Source organism: Pseudomonas sp. GD03903 (assembly GCF_029840045.1).
Classification (GTDB): Bacteria; Pseudomonadota; Gammaproteobacteria; order Pseudomonadales; family Pseudomonadaceae; genus Pseudomonas; species Pseudomonas pseudonitroreducens.
The window spans coordinates 1-20270 of record NZ_JAOCBT010000036.1; the positions used below are offsets into that span (position 1 = coordinate 1).

General features: G+C 66.6%; 16 protein-coding genes. 8 read left to right on the forward strand and 8 right to left on the reverse strand.

Features of this window, described 5'->3' with window-relative positions:
- Positions 1 to 556 (reverse strand): cytochrome b (locus tag N5C91_RS30700; RefSeq protein ID WP_279834189.1); only part of this gene is annotated, 556 nt, incomplete at its 3' end.
- Positions 556 to 1596, reverse strand: coding sequence for a catalase family peroxidase (locus N5C91_RS30705; protein WP_279834190.1), 1041 nt, complete (start codon positions 1594 to 1596; stop codon positions 556 to 558). The genes N5C91_RS30705 and N5C91_RS30700, both read right to left, overlap by 1 nt.
- Positions 1597 to 1758: 162 nt before the next feature.
- Between N5C91_RS30705 and N5C91_RS30710 the strand changes: the two genes are divergently transcribed.
- Positions 1759 to 2268, forward strand: a complete 510-nt coding sequence (locus N5C91_RS30710) for a sigma-70 family RNA polymerase sigma factor (RefSeq protein WP_236174039.1) — start codon at positions 1759 to 1761, stop codon at positions 2266 to 2268.
- Positions 2265 to 3023 (forward strand): anti-sigma factor, encoded by a 759-nt coding sequence (locus N5C91_RS30715; protein WP_279834191.1) that lies wholly within the window; start codon positions 2265 to 2267, stop codon positions 3021 to 3023. Before N5C91_RS30710 ends, N5C91_RS30715 begins: the two co-directional genes overlap by 4 nt.
- Positions 3024 to 3162: 139 nt before the next feature.
- Here N5C91_RS30715 and N5C91_RS30720 read toward each other — a convergent pair whose 3' ends face one another.
- The 3 genes from N5C91_RS30720 to N5C91_RS30730 form a co-directional block, all read right to left on the reverse strand.
- Positions 3163 to 5001 (reverse strand): amidohydrolase, encoded by a 1839-nt coding sequence (locus tag N5C91_RS30720; RefSeq protein ID WP_279834192.1) that lies wholly within the window; start codon positions 4999 to 5001, stop codon positions 3163 to 3165.
- 19 nt (positions 5002 to 5020) lie between these two features.
- Entirely contained in the window at positions 5021 to 5575 is a 555-nt protein-coding gene (locus N5C91_RS30725) for an antibiotic biosynthesis monooxygenase (RefSeq protein WP_236174042.1), read from the reverse strand.
- A gap of 69 nt (positions 5576 to 5644) precedes the next feature.
- Entirely contained in the window at positions 5645 to 6661 is a 1017-nt protein-coding gene (locus tag N5C91_RS30730) for an alpha/beta hydrolase (RefSeq protein WP_279834194.1), read from the reverse strand.
- Between the two features lie 445 nt (positions 6662 to 7106).
- Here N5C91_RS30730 and N5C91_RS30735 point away from each other — a divergent pair, with 445 nt between their 5' ends.
- The 3 genes from N5C91_RS30735 to N5C91_RS30745 all read left to right on the forward strand — a co-directional run bounded on the left by N5C91_RS30735 (position 7107) and on the right by N5C91_RS30745 (position 12969).
- The gene (locus N5C91_RS30735; protein WP_279834195.1) at positions 7107 to 10286 is read left to right on the forward strand and encodes an autotransporter outer membrane beta-barrel domain-containing protein; all 3180 of its coding nucleotides are present in this window, start codon (positions 7107 to 7109) and stop codon (positions 10284 to 10286) included.
- Between the two features lie 140 nt (positions 10287 to 10426).
- Complete coding sequence (locus N5C91_RS30740; RefSeq protein WP_279834197.1) at positions 10427 to 12442, forward strand: U32 family peptidase; 2016 nt, start codon at positions 10427 to 10429, stop codon at positions 12440 to 12442.
- A 125-nt stretch (positions 12443 to 12567) separates the two neighbouring features.
- Positions 12568 to 12969 (forward strand): hypothetical protein, encoded by a 402-nt coding sequence (locus N5C91_RS30745; RefSeq protein ID WP_279834198.1) that lies wholly within the window; start codon positions 12568 to 12570, stop codon positions 12967 to 12969.
- Between the two features lie 176 nt (positions 12970 to 13145).
- On the opposite strand, the gene N5C91_RS30750 is transcribed toward N5C91_RS30745, so the two are convergent.
- Positions 13146 to 13766, reverse strand: coding sequence for an FMN-binding negative transcriptional regulator (locus N5C91_RS30750; protein ID WP_279834199.1), 621 nt, complete (start codon positions 13764 to 13766; stop codon positions 13146 to 13148).
- Positions 13767 to 13980: 214 nt separating this feature from the next.
- Here N5C91_RS30750 and N5C91_RS30755 point away from each other — a divergent pair, with 214 nt between their 5' ends.
- The 3 genes from N5C91_RS30755 (at position 13981) to N5C91_RS30765 (ending at position 17567) form a co-directional block, all read left to right on the forward strand.
- A complete protein-coding gene (locus N5C91_RS30755; protein WP_236174048.1) occupies positions 13981 to 15174 on the forward strand; it encodes a GGDEF domain-containing protein in 1194 nt (397 codons plus the stop codon).
- 108 nt (positions 15175 to 15282) lie between these two features.
- Positions 15283 to 16806 (forward strand): sensor domain-containing diguanylate cyclase, encoded by a 1524-nt coding sequence (locus tag N5C91_RS30760; protein WP_279834201.1) that lies wholly within the window; start codon positions 15283 to 15285, stop codon positions 16804 to 16806.
- Positions 16806 to 17567: an NAD-dependent deacylase gene (locus N5C91_RS30765; RefSeq protein ID WP_279834214.1), complete on the forward strand. Its 762-nt coding sequence runs from the start codon at positions 16806 to 16808 to the stop codon at positions 17565 to 17567. The genes N5C91_RS30760 and N5C91_RS30765 overlap by 1 nt, the downstream gene beginning before the upstream one ends.
- A gap of 486 nt (positions 17568 to 18053) precedes the next feature.
- Here the strand turns inward: N5C91_RS30765 and N5C91_RS30770 are convergent, their stop codons facing one another.
- Together N5C91_RS30770 and N5C91_RS30775 are read right to left on the reverse strand one after the other, a co-directional pair.
- Entirely contained in the window at positions 18054 to 19157 is a 1104-nt protein-coding gene (locus N5C91_RS30770; RefSeq protein WP_279834202.1) for an agmatine deiminase family protein, read from the reverse strand.
- Between the two features lie 10 nt (positions 19158 to 19167).
- Complete coding sequence (locus N5C91_RS30775) at positions 19168 to 20268, reverse strand: extracellular solute-binding protein (protein ID WP_279834204.1); 1101 nt, start codon at positions 20266 to 20268, stop codon at positions 19168 to 19170.
- Positions 20269 to 20270: the final 2 nt, after the last annotated feature.

Here is a 20270-nt window from a genome sequence, read left to right on the forward strand (position 1 = left end):
GTTCTCCCGAGGAAGTGGTACGCGGCATGGGAGCGCCAGTCATGCTCGGGAGTACTTCGTCGCGACGAATGAGCCCGTGGAACAGAGCGGCGGCCAGGTGCAGGAGGATGGTCGCCAGCAAGGCGTAGGCGATAACGCTGTGAGCGCTGCGCAGGATGGTGTGGAGCTGCACCGAGGGCGCGACCAGCGCCGGCAGTTCGAAGCCGCCCCAGAGTACGACGGGGTAGCCGCCGGCTGATTGCATGGTCCAGCCCACCAGTGGCTGGGCCAGCAGCAGGCCGTATAGCACGAGGTGCGAGAGATGGGCGGCGCTGCGTTGCCAGCCGGGCATGTCGCTGGGCAGCGCGGGGATACGGTGGGTCAGGCGCACCAGGATGCGTAGCAGCACCAGTACCAGCAGCACAGCACCCAGGGGTTTGTGGATGGCGACCAGGGCAGCGTGGCGCGGGGAGACGCTGGCGACCATGCCCAGGCCGATCAGCAGCATGGCGAGCACCAGCACGGCCATGAGCCAGTGCAGCACGCGCAGGGAGAGCGGGAAGTAGGTCGGTTTCATCAGTGGGTCTCCTGGGCCTGCTCACGGGTGCGGCGGTTGAAGGATTCCGAGTAGGCGGCCGAGCGCGCGCTGAGCAGCGGGTCGTCGGAGGCGCGGATGCCGTCTGGGAGGATCAGCGGGTCGTAGTTGACGTCGCGGCAGTCGCCGCCGATTTCCGGCTGCAGGCGTTCGATCACCAGTTCGCCGGCATCCACCGTGCGGCGGCCGGTAGGCCAGGCCTGGGTGGCGTCGCTGGTGCTGTCGCCCGGTTCGCCGAGGGTGAACTGCAGGCGCCAGCGCAGCGGGCCGGCGGCGATGCGCTGGGCCAGTTCGGCGGCGAGGAAGTCGGCGTCGCCGCGCTTGTCGGCGGCCAGCGGTTCGACCGGCGCTTCAGGCTGCACGGACCAGCGCACGGGCTGCTGCTTGCCGTCCTTGTTCACCAGGAAGAAGGCGTTGAGGCCGTAGTAGGCGCTGTTGGCGTAGCTGGAGGATGGCGTGGAGGATTTCACCCACTGCAGGAATGGCTGGGTTTCCGGGTGAGCCTTGAAGAAGGCGCCGGCCTTTTCCGGATCGGGCTTGCCGGTGCCCGGTTGCGGCGCGGTGGCCTGTTGCAGGGCGAAGAAGCTGGCGACGTCGCGGACGACGAAGACCGGCATGGCGTTCATGCCGGTGCGCCATTCCTGGCCATCCTTGGGCAGGAAGCGCAGCGCCAGGCTGCGGATCGGGGCGGCGCCGTCACTGGCCTTGGGGTTACCGCCGGGAATCGCCAGGCGCCCCACCACCGGCACGCGGCCGACCGAGAACAGGCTGGCGCGGGACAGATCGGCCAGCCCGCCGTTGCTGTCGAAGTGGCCGATCACGCACAGGCCCTTGGCGTGGTTGCGCCGGTAACCGGGGTAGACGCCGCCATTGTGTTCCAGGGTGTTGATGACCTTGTCCGGGGTGAGGCGCTGCGGGTCGAGCCAGCCGGCGACGTAGGCGAAGACGGCGACCACGCCGAGCACCACGGCGCCGATGGCGGCCAGGCGCAGGGGCACGTTGGGTGTGGGTGTTTCTGTCATTTCCAGCTCCTCAGGCTTAGGCTGAATGCGTTGAGCCGGTACGACGCACCGTGCGCCGGGTTATTCCCGTCATCGGCGAAAGAATTATTTTTTCGCAGGGCGGGAATAGATCGCCGTCACAGTCGTCTTTCTCGCTCGAACCCACCCACTTCCGGCGCCCCGATGCACTCACTGGACGACCATTCACTGCGCGAACTGCTGCCCCGCTTGCGGCGCTTCGCCCTGTCGCTGACGCGCAGCGCGAGCAGCGCCGACGACCTGGTCCAGGCCACCCTGGAAAAGGCGCTGTCGGCCTGGACCGGCCGCCGCGACGACGGCGACCTGCGCGCCTGGCTGTTCTCGATCCTCTACCGGCACTTCATCGACGGGCAGCGTCGGGCGAAACGCTACGCGCGCCTGCTCAGCCTGTTCGGCGCGGACAGCGCGGTCAGTGCATCGCCCGAGGACATCGTCAGCGCACGCTCGACGCTGGAGGCTTTCGAACGCCTGCCCGCCGAGCAGCGCGCGCTGCTGACGCTGGTCAGCGTGGAAGGCCTGAGCTACCGCGAAGTAGCCGAGGCACTGGACATTCCCATGGGCACCGTCATGTCCCGCCTGTCGCGCGCCCGCACGGCGCTGCGCGCACTGAGCGAAGGACAGCCGGCGACTCCTTCTTTGCGGGTACTCAAATGAACGAACGCATTCCCGACGGCACGCCCCAGGAACAGGACCTGCACGCCTACCTCGACGACCAGCTCGATCCGGCGCACCGCCAGTGGGTGGAAGCCTGGCTGGCTGCGCACCCGGAAGACGCTCGCCGCGTGGAAGGCTGGCGGCAGGATGCCCAGCAGCTGCGCGCAGCCTTTGCCGGCCAGGCGCGCGGGGCGCTGCCCGAACAACTGGACCCGGCACGGGTTCGCCGGCAGCTCCAGCAGCGGCGGCGTTCGCGCCTTGCTACGGCGGCGGCCTTGCTGGTTGCGCTGGGTGTCGGCGGTATGGGCGGCTGGCAGATGCGCGGCGACGCGATGCTGCGCGGCATGCTGCCGATGCAGGACGCGGTGCAGGCTTACCGGCTGTTTGCCGACGCCGGCCAGAATGGCCTGGACCTGCGCGATGGCGGCGACCTGCACGGCTGGCTGGCACGCTACCTGAAAGACGCCCCGCCACCGCCAGCGCTGGAGCAGGTTGGCTTGAAGACAGTGGGCGCGCGACTGCTCGCCACTGAACAGGGAGCGGCGGCGCTGGTGATCTACGAGGATGGCCAGGGGCGGCGGCTGACCTTCTTCATCCGCCCGCCGGGCCCGCGCCACGAGATGTTGCCGCAGGGGCAGCGTACCGATGGCGACCTGCTGGCACGTTACTGGAGCCAGGGTGGCTACAACTACGCGCTGGTCAGCCGCAGCGACGATCCGCAGGCGCAGGCCGTGGGGCAGTTGGTGGGGTTCTAGCGGGAATGGAGCAAGCTCGAAGACATCGCGGACGGAGTCCGCTCCTACGCGCGGGATCAATGTCGGTGTTTCCCGTTACGTAGGAGCGGACTCCGTCCGCGATCGGCATCCGGCCCTTGCGGACCGGACCGTTAGCTCATCAGAACGCGAAGCACGAACAGCCGAAGGCGCCCCAGAAGCCCTGGAAGTCACTCACCGGCACGCTCGACTGGCGCGCGCGCTCGTGGCTGTGGCCATGCACGCCGCAGGAGCCGGCGCACTGGTGCACGGCCTGCTGCAGCGGGCCTTGCGGGCGCCAGTGGCCGGGGACCTTGGCCACCGGCGACCAGTCCGGCAGTACCGGGATCGCCGTCGGCGCCTGGCGCTCGAAGTCGCCACTGCCGAATACCACGCGGCCGTCCACCACGGTGAGTACGGATTCGATGGCCTTGATCTCTTCCTCCGGCACGCTGAAGTAATCCGCCGAGAGCACGGCCACGTCGGCCATCTGCCCGACCTTGATCATGCCTTTCTTGCCCTGCTCATTGGAGAACCAGGCGCTGCCGTGGGTGTACAGCTGCAGCGCGGTGGCGCGGGACAGGCCCTCGGGGTACAGCTCCATGCCGCCGACGGTCTTGCCGCTGACCATCCAGTACAGCGAGGTCCAGGGGTTGTAGCTGGACACGCGAGTGGCATCGGTGCCGGCGCCGACGGGGACGCCCTCGGCCAGCATGCGCTGGATCGGCGGGGTCGCTTCGGCAGCCTGCTTGCCGTAGCGGTCGACGAAGTATTCACCCTGGAAGGCCATGCGGTCCTGGATGGCGATGCCGCCGCCCAGCGCCCTCACCCGCTCGATGTTCTTCGGCGAGATGGTCTCGCAGTGGTCGAAGAACCAGTGCAGGCCGTTGAACGGGATGTCCAGGTTGACCTTCTCGAACACGTCGAGCATGCGCGAGATGGATTCGTCGTAGGTGGCGTGCAGGCGGAACGGCCAGCGCTGCTCGACCAGGTGGCGCACCACCGGTTCCAGCTCGGCTTCCATGCTGCCGGGCAGGTCCGGGCGCGGCTCAAGGAAGTCCTCGAAGTCGGCGGCGGAGAACACCAGCATCTCGCCGGCGCCGTTGTGCCGCAGGAAGTCGCTGCCCTGCCCGTACTTGACGCTGGATGTCCAGTTCTTGAAGTCGGCGAGTTCTTCCTTGGGCTTCTGGGTGAACAGGTTGTAGGCGATGCGCACGGTGAGCTGGTTTTCCTTCTCCAGCTGTTCGATCACCTGGTAGTCGTCCGGGTAGTTCTGGAAGCCGCCGCCGGCATCGATGGCGCTGGTCACGCCCAGGCGGTTGAGTTCGCGCATGAACTGGCGGGTGGAGTTGACCTGGTACTCGAACGGCAGCTTCGGCCCCTTCGCCAGGGTCGCGTAGAGGATCATCGCGTTCGGCCGGGCCACCAGCATGCCGGTGGGCTCGCCCTTGCTGTCGCGGACGATCTCGCCGCCGGGCGGGTTCGGGGTGTCCTTGGTGTAGCCGACGACGCGCAGCGCGGCGCGGTTGAGCAGCGCGCGGTCGTAGAGGTGCAGGACGAATACCGGGGTATCCGGCGCCGCCTGGTTCAGCTCTTCGATGGTCGGCATGCGCTTCTCGGCGAACTGGAATTCATTCCAGCCGCCGACCACGCGCACCCACTGCGGCGACGGCGTGCGCAGGGCCTGCTCCTTGAGCAGGCGCAGGGCGTCGGCCAGGGACGGCACGCCTTCCCAGCGCAGTTCGAGGTTGTAGTTCAGCCCGCCGCGGATCAGGTGCAGGTGCGAGTCGTTGAGGCCGGGAATCGCGGTGCGTCCCTTGAGGTCGATGACGCGGGTGGCGCCGGCGCGCAAGGCCATGGCCTCCGCCTCGGTGCCCACGGCGATGAACTTGCCGTCGGCGATGGCCACGGCGGTGGCCTCGGGTTTCTCGCGGTCGACGGTGTGGAAGCGGCCGTTGGTCAGGATCAGGTCGGCGTACATGGCAATGTTCCTCTTTCGATCAGCGGGCGTTGAGCCAGGCGGAGAACAGGCGCGTGGCCCGTGGCATGAAAACGTAGACCACCAGCAGGACGATGGTGGCGACGATGAGCATGTTGGCCGGCACGAAGCCGCCCAGCAGCGGGACTTGCGTGAACAGCGGGCGCCAGAGCTGCGGCACCAGCATGACCAGCGGCAGGATCACCAGATAGGAAATGGCCGCCTGCTTCCAGCGCGGCGGCTGCTTCTGCGGGTTGTCCGGGGCGGTGAACCAGAACTCGTGGGCACGGTGCAGCTCCTTCTGCTCACCGTCGATCAGGTGCGGGTCGGCACGCTCGATCAGTTCGCGGCGTTGCGGCGAGTCGAGCCAGGCCTGCAGTTCGTTGGCGCTGGCGAAGCGCAGGACCGAGGTGAAATGGTCGCCCTGGCGCATCACGTCGACGCCCAGGTGGCCGGGGAACTCGCTGGCGGCGCGGGTCAGTTCGCGCAGGATGGCTTCGTAGGCGGCGACGCTCTCGGGCCGCGCGCGGTGGCGGATGATCAGGGTGACGGATTCTTGCTGGGTGCTCTGGCTCATTGAGGTTCCCTCCGGAAAAGTGGCCTCCCCCTGTGGCGAGGGAGGCAAGCGGCTGATGCGACAGACGGCTTATTTCAGATGGACCTTCAGCTCTTCGCCGGCCTGGCGCATGGCGGCCTGTACCGCCGGCACCTGGCTGACCACGTTGAGCAGGCCGTAGTCATGGATCATTCCGTTGTAGCGCACAGACGTGACAGCCACACCGGCGGCATCCAGCTTGCGAGCGTAGGCTTCGCCTTCGTCACGCAGCACGTCGGACTCGGCGGTCTGGATCAACGTCGGCGGCAGGCCCTTGAGCTGGTCGGTGCTGGCACGCAACGGGGAAGCGTAGATCTCGGCGCGCTGCTTCGGGTCGGTGGTGTAGCTGTCCCAGAACCACTGCATCATCGGCTTGGTGAGGAAGTGCCCCTGGGCGAACTGGTTGTACGAGCCGGTCTCGAAGCTGGCATCGGTCACCGGCCACAGCAGCGCCTGGAAGCGCAGCTTGGGCGTGCCCTTGTCCTTGGCCATCAGCGCAACCACCGCCGCCATGTTGCCGCCGACGCTGTTGCCGGCCACGGCCAGGCGCTTGCCGTCGACGTTGATTTCCTTGCCGTGCTCGGCGACCCACTGCGTCGCGGCGTAGGCCTGGTTGATCGCCACCGGGTAATGCGCCTCGGGGGACGGGGTGTAGTCGACGTAGACCGCCGCCGCGCCGGAGTTCACCACCAGGTCGCGGATCAGGCGGGCGTGGGTCGGGTAGTCACCGAGCACCCAGCCACCGCCGTGGAAGTACATGAACGCCGGCAGCGTGCCCTTCACCCCGGCCGGGCGGACGATGGTCAGTTTCACCGGGCCGACCTCGGTCTGGACGGTCTTCTCGCTGACCTGGGTGCCGGAGAGGTCGACTTTCACCGAGGCCTGGGCGCCGGTCAGTACCGCGCGGGCATCCTTGGGCGACAGAGTTTCCAGCGGCTGGCCCTTGCCGGCCTCCAGGGCTTCGAGGAAGGCCTGGGTGTTGTGTTCGACGGTGGGGTTGCCGGCGGCGAAGACGTTGCCGATGGCCAGGGCGAGGGAGGCGGCGAGCAGGGATTGCTTGGCGTTCATGATTCGGTTCCTTGAAAGTGGGGGAGGTTTTCCGAGAGGACGAACGAATCTTGATTCATGCCCGCAATGCGCGGAATAGACAGGGTTGCAGGGTCGCTTTGCAGTTTTGCAACGGCACCGCCCTGCCCTCTGCACAGCTGCATTGCGCAGCTGCGGGGCAGGTCCGTACTGATTCAGGTCAGGCGCAAACTCGCCTGGCCATGACGTTTCTCAATACCCATGCCGGATTCGAAAACCTTCTGACATAACTCAAGGGCGGGCCCAGGCCGTGTAGTCGACAATCGCCGCCGCTACCAACTCCCGTGAGTGACTCACAGTGCCAGGACACCCCCGCTGAATCCCACCTTCCCACCCCTTCACGCCAGGCTTGCCCTGGCGCGGCACATGGAAAACGCGCAACCGGGTTCTCTTCACCCATCCCGCCGAGAGGCGGTAGGAAACCGTGATGAAGAACACCCCATTGATGCTTCTGCTGGCCAGCCCGCTGGCCGTGGCCACCGCAACGGCGGCCAACAGCGTCACCGAAACCGATCAACGCTACACCGCCAACCAGAGCGGCCAATACGAAGACTTCACCCAGGTCGGCACCATCAAGACCTTCGCCGTGAGCAACGGCGCCATCATCACCATGACCGGTCCCAGCGGCTCACCCCTTGTGCTGACCGGCGTCAGCGGCAAGGTCGACGGCAATACCCTGGATATCAAGGGCGCCAACAGCCAGGTCACCGTCAACGGTGACATCGAGTACAAGTACGGCAGCAACACCAACTCCAACAGCAAGTATGTCTACAACGGCATCGCGGTCACCGGCGGCGGACGTTTCGTGCTCAACGGCAACCTCACCGCCACTTCGACCAGTTCGGGCTACAGCAGCCCGAAAAGCGCGATGTATGTGGACGGCGCCACTTCCAGCGCCGAGCTCAACGGCAACGCCAACCTGACCATCGCCGGCGGCAAGGGCCTGTTCGCCGCCAATGGCGGGACCATCGACATGACCTCGAAAGACGGCACGCCCTATGTGCTGACGGTCACCAACAAGTCCAGCCAGCGTTCGGTGGAAGCCAACAATGGCGGCACCGTGACCCTCGACCTGGTGGACATGAACGGTACCTCCATCCTGAGCAACGGCGTGGGCCTGTACGCCACCAGGAACTCGTCCATCACCTTCATGGGTGGCGACTTCAACCAGACCACCACCCGCCCGGGCGCCAATGCGCTGTTTGCCCTCAACCATTCGAGCGTCACCGCCACCGGTTATGACGGCGGCCACCTGCGGATCAAAACCGGCGGCCTCAACGAAATCGGCGCCTGGGCCACCGGCAACTCCCAGGTGACCATCAACAGCGAGAAGCATCAGGACTTCCAGACGGTGATCCATACCACCGGCTCCGGCCAGTCTCACGGGCTGGCTGCCGGCTCGCTGGGTGGCGGCAATGCCAGCGCCCCCGTCGACAGCGGCCACGCCGGCTCGCAATACGGCAATTCCGAAGTGGCGGTATACGGCAAGATCGACATCACCACCGAAGGCAGGGACTCGGCCGGCCTGCGGGTCATGGGCGACGGCGCGAAGATCACCCTGACACCGCTGGTGGCCGGTGTGCGCAACAGCATCAACTCCGCCGCCAGCGCGATCCGCTACTCCTTCGCCAATGGCTACAGCCTCGCCAGCAATGGCGATCGCCTCGAAGGCGGCCAGGTGATCGACCTGACCGACACCGATATGACACACCTCGACGGCGCCACCGGCACCGCCGGGCTGATCGAAGTCGGCGGCCTGGCCGGGCGCACCAGTGACGGCCAGAACAGCGGCATCATGAATGTCGCCGATGCGGTGAAGGACGCCACCCTGAACCTCGCCAGCAGCAGCGCCACCGCCCAGGACGGGCGCAGCCTGCTCAACGTCAACGCCAGCCAGAACAGCACCGACGGCGTGTTCGCCAGCAGCTTCACGCTGAATGCCGAGAACAGCGAACTGATAGGCCGTGCGATGACCGACAGCACCGTTGCCAGCGATGGCAGCGTCAGCAGCGCCACGCTCAACCTCAAGGGCTCGCGCTGGTACCTGCTGGACAGGAACAGCAGCGAGGCCAACCACTACGCCACCTCGAACCTCACGGCGCTGGACCTGCAGGACGACTCCCAGGTCTTCCTCAACAGCCGCGAGTCCTGGCAGAACGGCTTCGCCGCCAACCAGCCGGAGCACTACGGCAGCCTGCAACTGGGCTCGCTGAGTGGCGCCGGGGCGTTCCACTTCTACACCGACATCGTCAACCAGCTGACCGACAAGCTGACCATCAGCGAGGCGGGCGGCAGCAGCGGCAGCCATTCGGTGCTGGTGGCCAACGACGGCTCACAGAGCACGCTGGGCAACGAGCGTATCGAGATCATCGAAACCAATGGCGGCAGCGGCCAGTTCGGCCTCTACGAAGGTGCGCTGGTGGAGCTGGGCGGCAATACCTACGCCTTGCGCAAGAACGAGGACGACAACTGGGAACTGTACGGCTATACCGCACCGCCAGTGGATCCGGACCCGATCGACCCGACGCCCCCGGTCGATCCCGAGCCGCCGGTAGACCCTACACCTCCAGTGGACCCTACACCTCCAGTGGACCCGACGCCGCCGGTCGACCCCACGCCTCCCGGCCCGATCGAGCCCGGCGATCCCGTCGAACCGGCACCGCCTGCACCAGGCCCTGGCACCTCGACCACCCGCGCGTTCCACGCCCAGGTGCACACCAACTACCTGCTGTCCTACCTGGACATGCAGACCCTGCTGCAACGCATGGGTGAGTTGCGCTACACCGAGCGCGACACCGACGGCAACGTCTGGCTGCGCACCAACGGCGGGCGCCTGCACTCCTTCGCCGGCAGCAACTTCGACGGCTATCGCCTGAGCTATCAGGGCATCCAGCTCGGCGTGGACCGCCGTGTGCCGGTCAGCAGCGGCGACCTGTTCGTCGGCGCCATGCTCGGCCACACCGAGGCTGACCAGAACTTCGATGAAGGCAGTGGCGGCGCACGCAACACCCATGTCGGCATCTACGGCACCTGGCTGCACGAGAACGGCTTCTACGTCGACGCGGTGCTCAAGGCTGCGCACCTGAAGAACAACTTCAGTGTCAGCGACACCCAGGGCAACCGCGTGAAGAGTTCCGGCAGCAGCAACGGCTATTCCGCCTCGCTGGAAGCCGGCAAGCGCTTCAGCCTGCACCGCGAGAAGGACAGCCAGTGGTTCGTCGAGCCCCAGGCGCAGCTGGTCTACACCGACCAGGGCGGTTTCTCCTCGCGGGCCAGCAACGGCCTGCAGATCAAGTACGACGACTACGACTCGCTGCTGGCCCGCGCCGGTGGCATCGTCGGCTATGAGCTGAGCAACGCGAAACACAAGTCGGAGGTGTACCTCAAGGGCGGCTATGTGCGCGAACTGATGGCCGACGACATCGGCTACCGGATCAACGGCACGCCCAGGCAGAGTTCGGACTTCAGCGGCGGCTGGCGCGAGGCGGCGGTGGGCGTTTCCACGCGCCTGTCCGACGGGCACAGCCTGTTCATGGAAGTGGGCTACCGCGACGGCGACAACTTCGACCAGAACCACGCCAACGTCGGTTACCGGTTCGAATACTGAGTCACCGGGGCGGCTGGATACGGCCGCCCCGTTCTTCCAGGCTCGCCTCCATCCACCGTCCGGCACGCCACGGATGCCGGCGCGACGTTTGACCGGTACAATGCGCGATTGCCCGTGCCATGCCTGATAAAGAAGAAACCATGTCCTTGCCCAAACACCATCTGGAACTGCTCAGCCCTGCCCGCGATGTGCACATCGCCCGCGAGGCCATCCTGCATGGCGCCGACGCCGTCTACATCGGTGGCCCGAGCTTCGGCGCGCGGCACAATGCCTGCAACGAGGTGAGCGATATCGCCCAGCTGGTGGAGTTCGCCCATCGCTACCACGCGCGGGTGTTCACCACGATCAACACCATCCTCCACGACAACGAGCTGGAGCCGGCGCGCGCGTTGATCCACCAGCTCTACGACGCCGGTGTCGACGCGCTGATCGTGCAGGACCTGGGCATCATGGAACTGGACATCCCGCCGATCGAGCTGCACGCCAGCACCCAGACCGACATCCGCACCCTGGGCCGGGCGAAGTTCCTCGACCAGGCCGGCTTCTCCCAGCTGGTGCTGGCCCGCGAGCTGAACCTGCAGGAAATCCGCGCCATCGCCGACGAGACCGATGCCGCCATCGAGTTCTTCATCCACGGCGCGCTCTGCGTGGCCTTCTCCGGCCAGTGCAACATCTCCCACGCCCAGACCGGCCGCAGCGCCAACCGTGGCGACTGCTCCCAGGCCTGCCGCCTGCCCTACACCCTGAAGGATGACCAGGGCCGCGTGGTGGCCTTCGAGAAGCACCTGCTGTCGATGAAGGACAACAACCAGAGCGCCAACCTCAGCGCCCTGGTGGACGCCGGCGTGCGCTCCTTCAAGATCGAAGGGCGCTACAAGGACATGGGCTATGTGAAGAACATCACCGCCTATTACCGCCAGCGCCTGGACGGCATCCTCGCCGAGCGCCCGGACCTGGCGCGCGCCTCCAGCGGCCGCACCGACCACTTCTTCGTGCCGGACCCGGACAAGACCTTCCACCGCGGCAGCACTGACTACTTCGTCAGCGACCGCAAGATCGACATCGGTGCCTTCGACTCGCCGACCTTTACCGGCCTGCCAGTGGGCACCGTGGAAAAGGTCGGCAAGCGCGACCTGCTGGTGGTGACCAAGGACCCGTTGTCCAACGGCGACGGCCTCAACGTGCTGGTCAAGCGCGAAGTGGTCGGCTTCCGCGCCAACATTGCCGAGCTCAAGGGCACCTTTACCGAAGACGGCGAGGAAGACGGCGAGAAGCGCTATCGCTACCGCGTCGAACCCAACGAGATGCCCGAAGGCCTCTACCGCCTGCGCCCGAACCACCCGCTGTCGCGCAACCTCGACCACAACTGGCAGCAGGCGCTGCAGAAGACTTCCGCCGAACGTCGCGTTGGCCTGTCCTGGGTTGCCAAGCTGCGTGAAGAGCGCCTGGAACTGACTGCCACCAGCGAGGAAGGCGTCAGCGCCAGCGTCGCCCTTGACGGCCCGTTCGGCGTCGCCAACAAGCCGGAACAGGCGCTGGACCAGTTGCACGACCTGCTCGGCCAGCTGGGCACCACCCAGTACCACGCCGACGCCATCGAGCTGGACGCCCCGCAGGCGTTCTTCATCCCCAACTCCCAGCTCAAGTCGCTGCGCCGCGAGGCCATCGAGGCGTTGACCGAAGCCCGCGTGCAGGCCCACCCGCGCGGTGGCCGCAAGGCCGAGAGCAACCCGCCGCCGGTGTACCCGGAAGCGCACCTGTCCTTCCTGTTCAACGTCTACAACCAGAAGGCCCGCGACTTCTACCACCGCCACGGCGTACAGCTGATCGACGCCGCCTACGAAGCCCACGAGGAAACAGGCGAAGTGCCGGTGATGATCACCAAGCACTGCCTGCGCTTCTCCTTCAACCTGTGCCCGAAGCAGGCCAAGGGCGTCACCGGCGTGCGCACCAAGGTGCAGCCGATGCAACTGATCCACGGCGACGAAGTGCTGACCCTGAAGTTCGACTGCAAGCCGTGCGAGATGCACGTGATCGGCAAGATCAAGGGCCACATCCTCGGCCTGCCGCAGCCGGGCAGCGACGGCGTCAGCAACATCGTCGGGCAGATCAGCCCGGAAGACCTGCTCAAGACCATTCGCAAGCCGGCGCACTGAGCCGCTTTTTGTAGGAGCGAGCTTGCTCGCGAACCCTGGCCCCGCAGCGGGGTTTGTTCGCGAGCAAGCTCGCTCCTACAGTTAACCCCCTGCGCAATTCCCCGATCCCCCGCTATGATCGGGACATGCCCACCACTCCCCCACTCCGCCAGCAATGCCCGCCCGGTGCCTGTGACTGCGACCGGGAACGCCTGCTGGCCGATCCCGGCGCCGACCTGCGCATCCTGCTGCTGACCCGGCATGAAGAGCAGCGCCTGCTGGAACGCCTGGAGAACCTCAGGGACCTGGCGGACCTCGAGCGCATGCAGCAGAAGCTGTTCGACCAGCTCGGCATCCGCCTGCAGATCGCCCCCGGCTTCAATGAAGTGCGCAGCATGCGCGGCATCGAGTTCGCTTTCGACGAGCAGCCCGGCCTCTGCCGCAAGACCCGCCAGGCGATCCCCGCCGCGATCCGCCGGGGCCTGGAGAAGAACCCGGAAATCGCCTGGCGCCTGCTGGATTCCCACGATCTGCTCGGCGGGTTCTGATACCGCCCTGCAACAGCCGCTGGAACCACCCGGGAGCGTAGGAGCGGACTCCGTCCGCGATTGGCTCCCGTCCGCGCCGATGCGACAAACAGGTGCCAATGTGCCCCATAGGAGCGGAGCCTCTGCGTGATCCAGCCATGAAGCTGCCTGGAAGCAATCGCGGACGGAGTCCGCTCCTACTCCTTTGCCGACCGCATAGCCGCGGAAAGCTCCGAGCTGCCGAGTTGCTCCAGCCGCTCGGCCGCCCCCAGCCGATCCCGATCCTCCTTGTTCTGGCTGAGTTTGGATTTGCCGACGATCTCGCCGATTTCCACCTCGATGCCGACGATATTGGCGAGCATGCCGCTGATGAACTCCGGGGTGGAGTCGCTCATCTTCCACGGCCTTGCTTCACCGGCCTCGTGGGTGCGGGTCAGGCGGCCGACCACACCGCGCACGAAGCGCTCCTCGTCCATCACCTTCAGGCGACCGCGCACATGCACCACCTGGTAGTTCCAGGTCGGCACCTGGCGGTGCTCCTCGTGCTTGCTCGGGTACCAGTTGGGCGACACATAGGCGTGCTCGCCACGGAAGATCACCAGTACTTCCTCGCCATCGGCCTCCTGCCACACCGGGTTGTTGCGGGCGACATGGGCGCGCAGCAGCGGCTGCTGGCCGGACAGTTCCAGTTCGAACGGCAGGTGGTTGGCGTCCAGCAGGCCGCCATGGCCGGTGACCAGGATGCCCAGGGGATAGTCGCGGATGAGCCGGTGCAGCTCCTCCGGGCGGGTTTCCGCGAAATGCGCAGGTACGTACATGAAAGGCCTCGACAGCAGGTGATGGCGGTCATCATGCCGCCGTATTGGCACCCTATAAAGATCCATTACCGCCACTGGCAACAGAGCCAATCCCGAGCGACCGACGATTTGGTACACCCTGTGCATCGCCCCGCTGGACGGCAATGGTGCCGCACCCTACTCTAGCCCTTGGCCAGCATTCGCCCCGGATGGCAGACACAGGCTCCCACTCTCGATGACCGCACCCGAGTTCCTCGCCGTTCCTCCCCGGCAATCCCAGGGGAGAATTCCGCCGCGCCTGCAGGATGCCTACAAGGCGTATGTGATCCAGCATTACCGGCGCTTCCTGCTGGCGATCAACTTCATTGCCATGGCCGCCTACGACTCCTACGTGCTGGCCGACGCGCTGCTGATCCCGGACATGGCCAGGGAATCGCTGTTCCTGCGTACGGCGCTCAGCCTGGTCGGCCTGCTCAACATCTTCCTGGTGTTCCGCTTCAGCCGCAGCGTGCTGGTGATGGACATGCTGATGCCGCTGCACGACATCGTCTCGACCATCGCCTGGTTCGAGCTGCTCAAGCGCAGCGCCTCACCGGACGTACCCTTCTTCCTGTATGCCTCGGTGGTGTTCATCCTGCTCGGCAACCTCGGCGTGCGCTACTCGTTCAAAGGCATCGCGCTGGTCTCGGCGATCATCTCGGCGATCATTCTCTACAACGTCTGGCTGATCCATGACGGCGCGGCCAAGCCGCTGCTGATCTTCACCCTGGTCTACCTGCCGATTGCGCTGTTCAGCCTGTTCATCAGCTGGACCAACATCAAGGGCGTGCGCCAGGCCTTCCTCGCCGATCTCGAGGAGCGCCGCCAGCGTGCCGAGCTCGCCGCGCTCAACCTGCGTCTGCAGGAACTGGCCACCACCGATGGTCTCACTGGAGTCGGCAACCGCCGCTCGCTGGACCTGCAGCTCAACGAGAGCTGGCACGGCATGCGCGCCCATGGCCGGCCGTTCGCCCTGCTGATGGCCGATATCGACTACTTCAAGCCCTACAACGACCATTACGGCCACCAGGCCGGCGACCGCTGCCTGTGCCAGGTGGCCGAGAGCCTGGTCGGTACCCTGCGCGGTGGGCGCGCCAACGTCTATCGTTATGGCGGCGAGGAGTTCGCCATCCTGCTCGAGGCAACCAGCGCCGAAGACCTGCGCAGCGTCGCCGAGCGGCTGCGCGAGCAGGTGGCGAGCCTGGGCATCGAGCATCTCTACCGGCCCGACAGCTTGCGCCACCTGACCATCAGCCTGGGCGCGGCGATGGCCAACGAGAGCGGCCTGCGGGAACCGCGTGAACTGCTCGCCCGCTGCGACCAGCACCTGTACGTCGCCAAGCAGAAAGGCCGCAACCGTGTGCAACTCAGCGGCCTGCAAGGCGTCTGACGAACGACCAGTAACCCGGCGCGCAGCGCTGGCGTCTCCCTGCACTTACGCCGGGCGATGCCCGCGCCACGTGGCAACCGCCACAGCAACCGAGCCAACGAGGCCAGTGTGAAACGCGACATCCGCCTTGCCATTCTGCTGCTGTCCATCATCAGCCTCACCGTGGCCGGCGCCACGGCCTGGGAGCTGTGGTCGGCACGCGAGCGCACGCTGGCGGAAACCACCACGCACAACCTCAACCTTACCCAGGCGCTGGACACCTATGTCGAAGGCATCGTCACCCAGAGTTCCATGCTGCTGCTGGGCCTGGCCGAGCGGCTGGAGCACGAAGGCCTCGGCGCCCCTCAACTGCAACGCCTGAACGAACTGGTGCAGCGCCAGCAACACCTGCTCGTGCAACTCAACGGCGTTGGCATCTACGACGCCCAGGGCAACTGGCTGATGACCTCCACCGGGCCTTTCCCGCCCGGTTCCAACAGCGCCGACCGCGCGTACTTCATCCACCATCGCGACAACCCGTCGCTGGAGGCATACATCGACGGGCCGATCCACAGCCGTTCCACCGGCGTCTGGGTGATCACCGTCAGCCGCCGCTTCAACGACGCCCAGGGCAACTTCGCCGGGGTGATAGTCGCCGCCCTCGGTGTACAGGACTTCCTGAGCCTGTTCGGCAAGATCGACATCGGCAAGACCGGCGCCATCGGCGTGGCCACCCGTAACGGCCAGGTGCTGGTGCGCTACCCGTTCCGCGAGAGCGACATGGGCCGCGTGCTCTCGCGCTCGCCGATCTTCAGTCAGTACCTGGAGAACGCCACCGTCGGCAGCGCGACCTTCCCCTCCTCGCTGGACGGCATCGAGCGCATCTACGCCTTCCGCAAGAACGAACGCTACCCGCTGGTGACCTCGGTCGCCTTGGGCAAGGACGAGGCCCTCGCCGCCTGGCGCGCCGACGCGCTGCGCACTGTGGCCATCGCCTTCGGCCTGCTGATGGTCATCGTGGTGATAGGCAGCCTGCTGATCCTCGCCATCCAGCGCCGCATCGGCACCGAACGCCTGCTCCGGGACGCCCACGAAGAGCTGCTCAAGGCCAACCGCCAACTGGAAGTGCTGGCCTCGCGCGACCCGCTCACCGGCCTGGAAAACCGCCGCAGCTTCGATGACCACCTGCTCGCCGAACTGCGCCGCGCCCACCGCGAGCGCACGCCGCTGGGCCTGCTGCTCATCGACGTGGATCACTTCAAGCGCTTCAACGACACCTACGGCCACCCCGCCGGCGATGACTGCCTGCGGCGCATCGGTCGTGTCCTCGCCGACAGTGTGCGCCGCCCTGGCGACCTCGCCGCACGCTACGGCGGTGAGGAACTGGCGGTGATCCTGCCGAACACCGCGGCCGACGGCGCCCTCGCCGTCGCCGAACAGTTCATGCAGCGCCTGCAGCAGGCCAACCTCACCCACGCCGGCAGCCCGCTTGGCCGTATCACCGCGAGCATCGGCATTGCCACCCTGCCCGGCGGCAGCGATAGCAGCCCGCAGTCCCTCATCGAAGCCGCCGACCGCGCGCTGTACCGCGCCAAGGCTGCCGGCCGCAATCGCCTGGAAAGCGCGCCGACGCCGCAGGAAGCCGCGCGATGATCCTCGATGCCGCGCTGCTCGATGCGCTGCGCAAGGCCCACCATGTCGTGGTGTTCACCGGTGCCGGCGTTTCCGCCGAGAGCGGCATTCCCACCTTCCGCGACCGTCTCACGGGGTTGTGGGAGCGTTTCGACGCGGCCTCCCTGGCCACCGCCGAAGCCTTCCGCGCCGACCCGGCGCTGGTCTGGGGCTGGTATGAATGGCGGCGCAGCGTCGTCCGTCGCGCGCAACCCAATCCCGCGCACCTGGCCATTGCCGCGCTGGCGGGCAAGGTGCCGCGGCTCACGCTGATCACCCAGAACGTCGACGACCTCCACGAGCGCGCCGGCAGCCGGGACGTCACCCACCTGCACGGCCAGCTGGAACGCCCGCGCTGCTTCAAGTGCCAGCGTGAGCCGGAAGCGCCGCTGCCACCAGCGGACGAGCCGGAAGCCGGGCGCCGCCTCACCCCGCCGGCCTGCGCCCATTGCGGCGGCCCGCTACGCCCGGGCGTGGTGGGGTTCGGCGAGAGCCTGCCGATGAACGCCATCAGCCACGCCTTCCAGGCCGCCGAGGATTGCGACCTGCTGATTTCCGTGGGCACCTCCGGCGTGGTCTACCCGGCGGCCGAAGTCCCCCAGGTCGCCTGGCGCGCCGGGGCGACCGTCCTGCACATCAATCCGGCACCCGGCCCGCTGCACGGCGAACGCGACTTCGCCCTCGCCAGCGCGGCGGGTCTTGCCTTGCCAGCCCTGGTGGATGCTGCTTTCACCGTGCACTGATGGCGGCGTAGCTCCCGGCCTACTCATCCATCATCCGAGCCGCTGGCAGCTCCTGTTCGCGAGCAAGCTCGCTCCTACAAAGAGCAACAGCAAACCGGGGCAGTATTCAGTTGCACTATCCCCGGACCGGGCCCTTCGTTGCTGACCGCGCAGGAACGCTCAACGTAGGATGGCGTGGAGCGCAGCGATACCCATCATTCGAGCCGCTGGCAGCTCCTGTTCGCGAGCAAGCTCGCTCCTACAAAGAGCAACAGCAAGGCGGGGCGATGTTCAGTTGCACTATCCCCGGACCGGGCCCTTCGCTGCTGATCGCGCAGGAACGTTCAACGTAGGATGGCGTGGAGCGCAGCGATACCCATCAATCCGTGCACTGACAGCATGGGTATCGCTGCGCTCCACCCATCCTACTCATCCATCATTCCAGCCACTGCCAGCTCCTGTTCGCGAGCAAGCTCGCTCCTGCGAAGAGCCCATCGGCACCCACCGCTAAACCGCCGGCATCTGCAACGTCACGCAATGGATGCCGCCACCCCCTGCGGCGATAGGGTCGATGTTCAGCTGCACGATCTCGCGGTCCGGGTAGAGTTCGCTGAGCAAGGCGTGGCAATGCTCATCGGCTGCCGCATCGCCGAACTTTGGCGCAATCACCCCGCCATTCACCGGCAGGTAGTTGATGTAGCCGGCGGCGAAGTCGGGATTGTCGCGGTTGTACGCGCTCGGCTTGGGCTTCATCGGCGGTGGCAGGGTGTGCAGCTTCAGCGGGCGGCCATCGGCATCCGTGGCGGTCTTGAGGATCTCCAGATGACGGCGCGTCACGGCGTGGTCATAGGATTGCGGGTCGTTGTCCAGGTTGACCACCACTACGCCCGGCTCGACGAAGCGCGCATAGAAGTCCACGTGCGCATCGGTGATGTCCTTGCCACGGATGCCCGGCAGCCAGATCACCTTGCGCAGCCCCAGCACGCGCTTGAGTTCAGCCTCGATGCGCGGCCGAGACCAGCCCGGGTTGCGGTTGCCGTTGACCCAGCAGCTCTCGGTGAAGATCGCCGTGCCGTGGCCGTCCACCTCGATGCCGCCGCCCTCCCCGCACAGTTCGCTGACGATGGCCTTGGCCTCCAGGTCCTCGGCCAGCGCCGCCGATACTTCGCGGTCGCGCTCGGCGTGCTGCTTGCCGCCCCAGCCGTTGAAGTTGAAGTCGGCCAGCGCCAGGCCACCCGGCGCGTCGTTGACCAGGAAGCAGCCGCCATAGTCGCGCACCCAGATATCGTCCACCGGCACCGGCAGGAAGTCGACATTCTGGCCGCTGCAGGCGCGCCTCGCCTCGGCCTGCTGTTCCGGCCGGCAGAGCACCGTCACCGGCTGGAACTCGGCGATGGCGCGGGCCAGCCGTGCCACCGTGGCATTCACGTCCGCGGCGATGTCTTCCCAGATATCGGCGCTCGCCGCATAGGCGACGAACACCCGCTCCTGCTTGCGGTGTTCGTCGGGCATGTACCACTTGCCCGAGGCCAGGGCGATGCGCCCCAGCCCCAGGCCAAGCCCGGCGGCCAGCGTGATGCCGCTGCCGAGCAGGTTCCTGCGTGTCATCATCCTCATCTCCTCAGCCGCCGGTGCCGGTCTTGAAACTGGTCCAGGTGCGCATCCGCGAGCGCATGTCGCGCTGCGGGATGTCCTTGCCGGGGAACAGTCGCGCGTATGCCTTCTCATCAAGATAGATGTCCGGGTTGTCACGCATGCCGGCCTCGACCATCGGTCGCGCCTTGGCGTTGGAGGTCGGGTAGCCGGTGGCATTGCTGATCGCTGCCATGACGTCCGGGCGCATCAGGTAGTTGATCAGCGCATAGGCGTATTCCGGGTGCGGCGCATCCGCGGGAATCGCCATGGTGTCCATCCACACCGAGGTGCCTTCGCGCGGCACGCGGTACTCGAAGCGCTCGGGTTTCTTCGCTTCGTCAGCGGCACGTTGCGACTGGATCACGTCGCCGCTGTAGCCCAGCGACAGGCACAGGTCACCGTTGACCAGTTGCGTGACCGGCTGCGACTGGAACTTGCGGATGTACGGACGAATGCCATTGAGCAGCGCCAGGGCTTCAGCCAGATCCTGCGGCTTGCCGCTGCGCGGATCGCGGCCGAGGTAGTTGAGGACTACGGCCAGCACTTCGTCCGGCGAGTCGATCATCGAGATGCCGCAGTCGGCGAACCGCTTGGCCAACTCCGGCTTGAACATCAGGTCGAGGCTGTTCACTGGAGCACCGGGCATGCGCTGCTCGATCTTCGCCTGGTTGTAGGTCAGGCCGATGCTGCCCCAGGTGTAGGGCACTACGGCGTGCCGCGAGTACGGGTACTTGGTCTGCAGCGACTGCAGGCCCGGTTCGATGTCGCCCAGGCGCTGCAGCTTGCTGTCGTCCAGTTTCTGCAGGGCGCCGGCGCGCATCAGCCGCTCGGCGACGGTGTCGCCGGGGAAGATCAGGTCGTAGCCGCTGTGCCCGGCCATCATCTTGGCCTCCAGCGTCTCGCTGCTGTCCATCACGTCGTAGATGACGCGGATGCCGGTTTCCTTGGTGAAATTGGCCAGGGTATCGGGGGCGAAGTAGTCCGCCCAGTTGAACAGGCGCAGGACCTTTTCTTCCTCCGCCACGGCCGGTTGCAGGGCGCACGCCAGGGACAACCCCAGCGCGCCGATCAGCAGGTGCTTGTTCATGG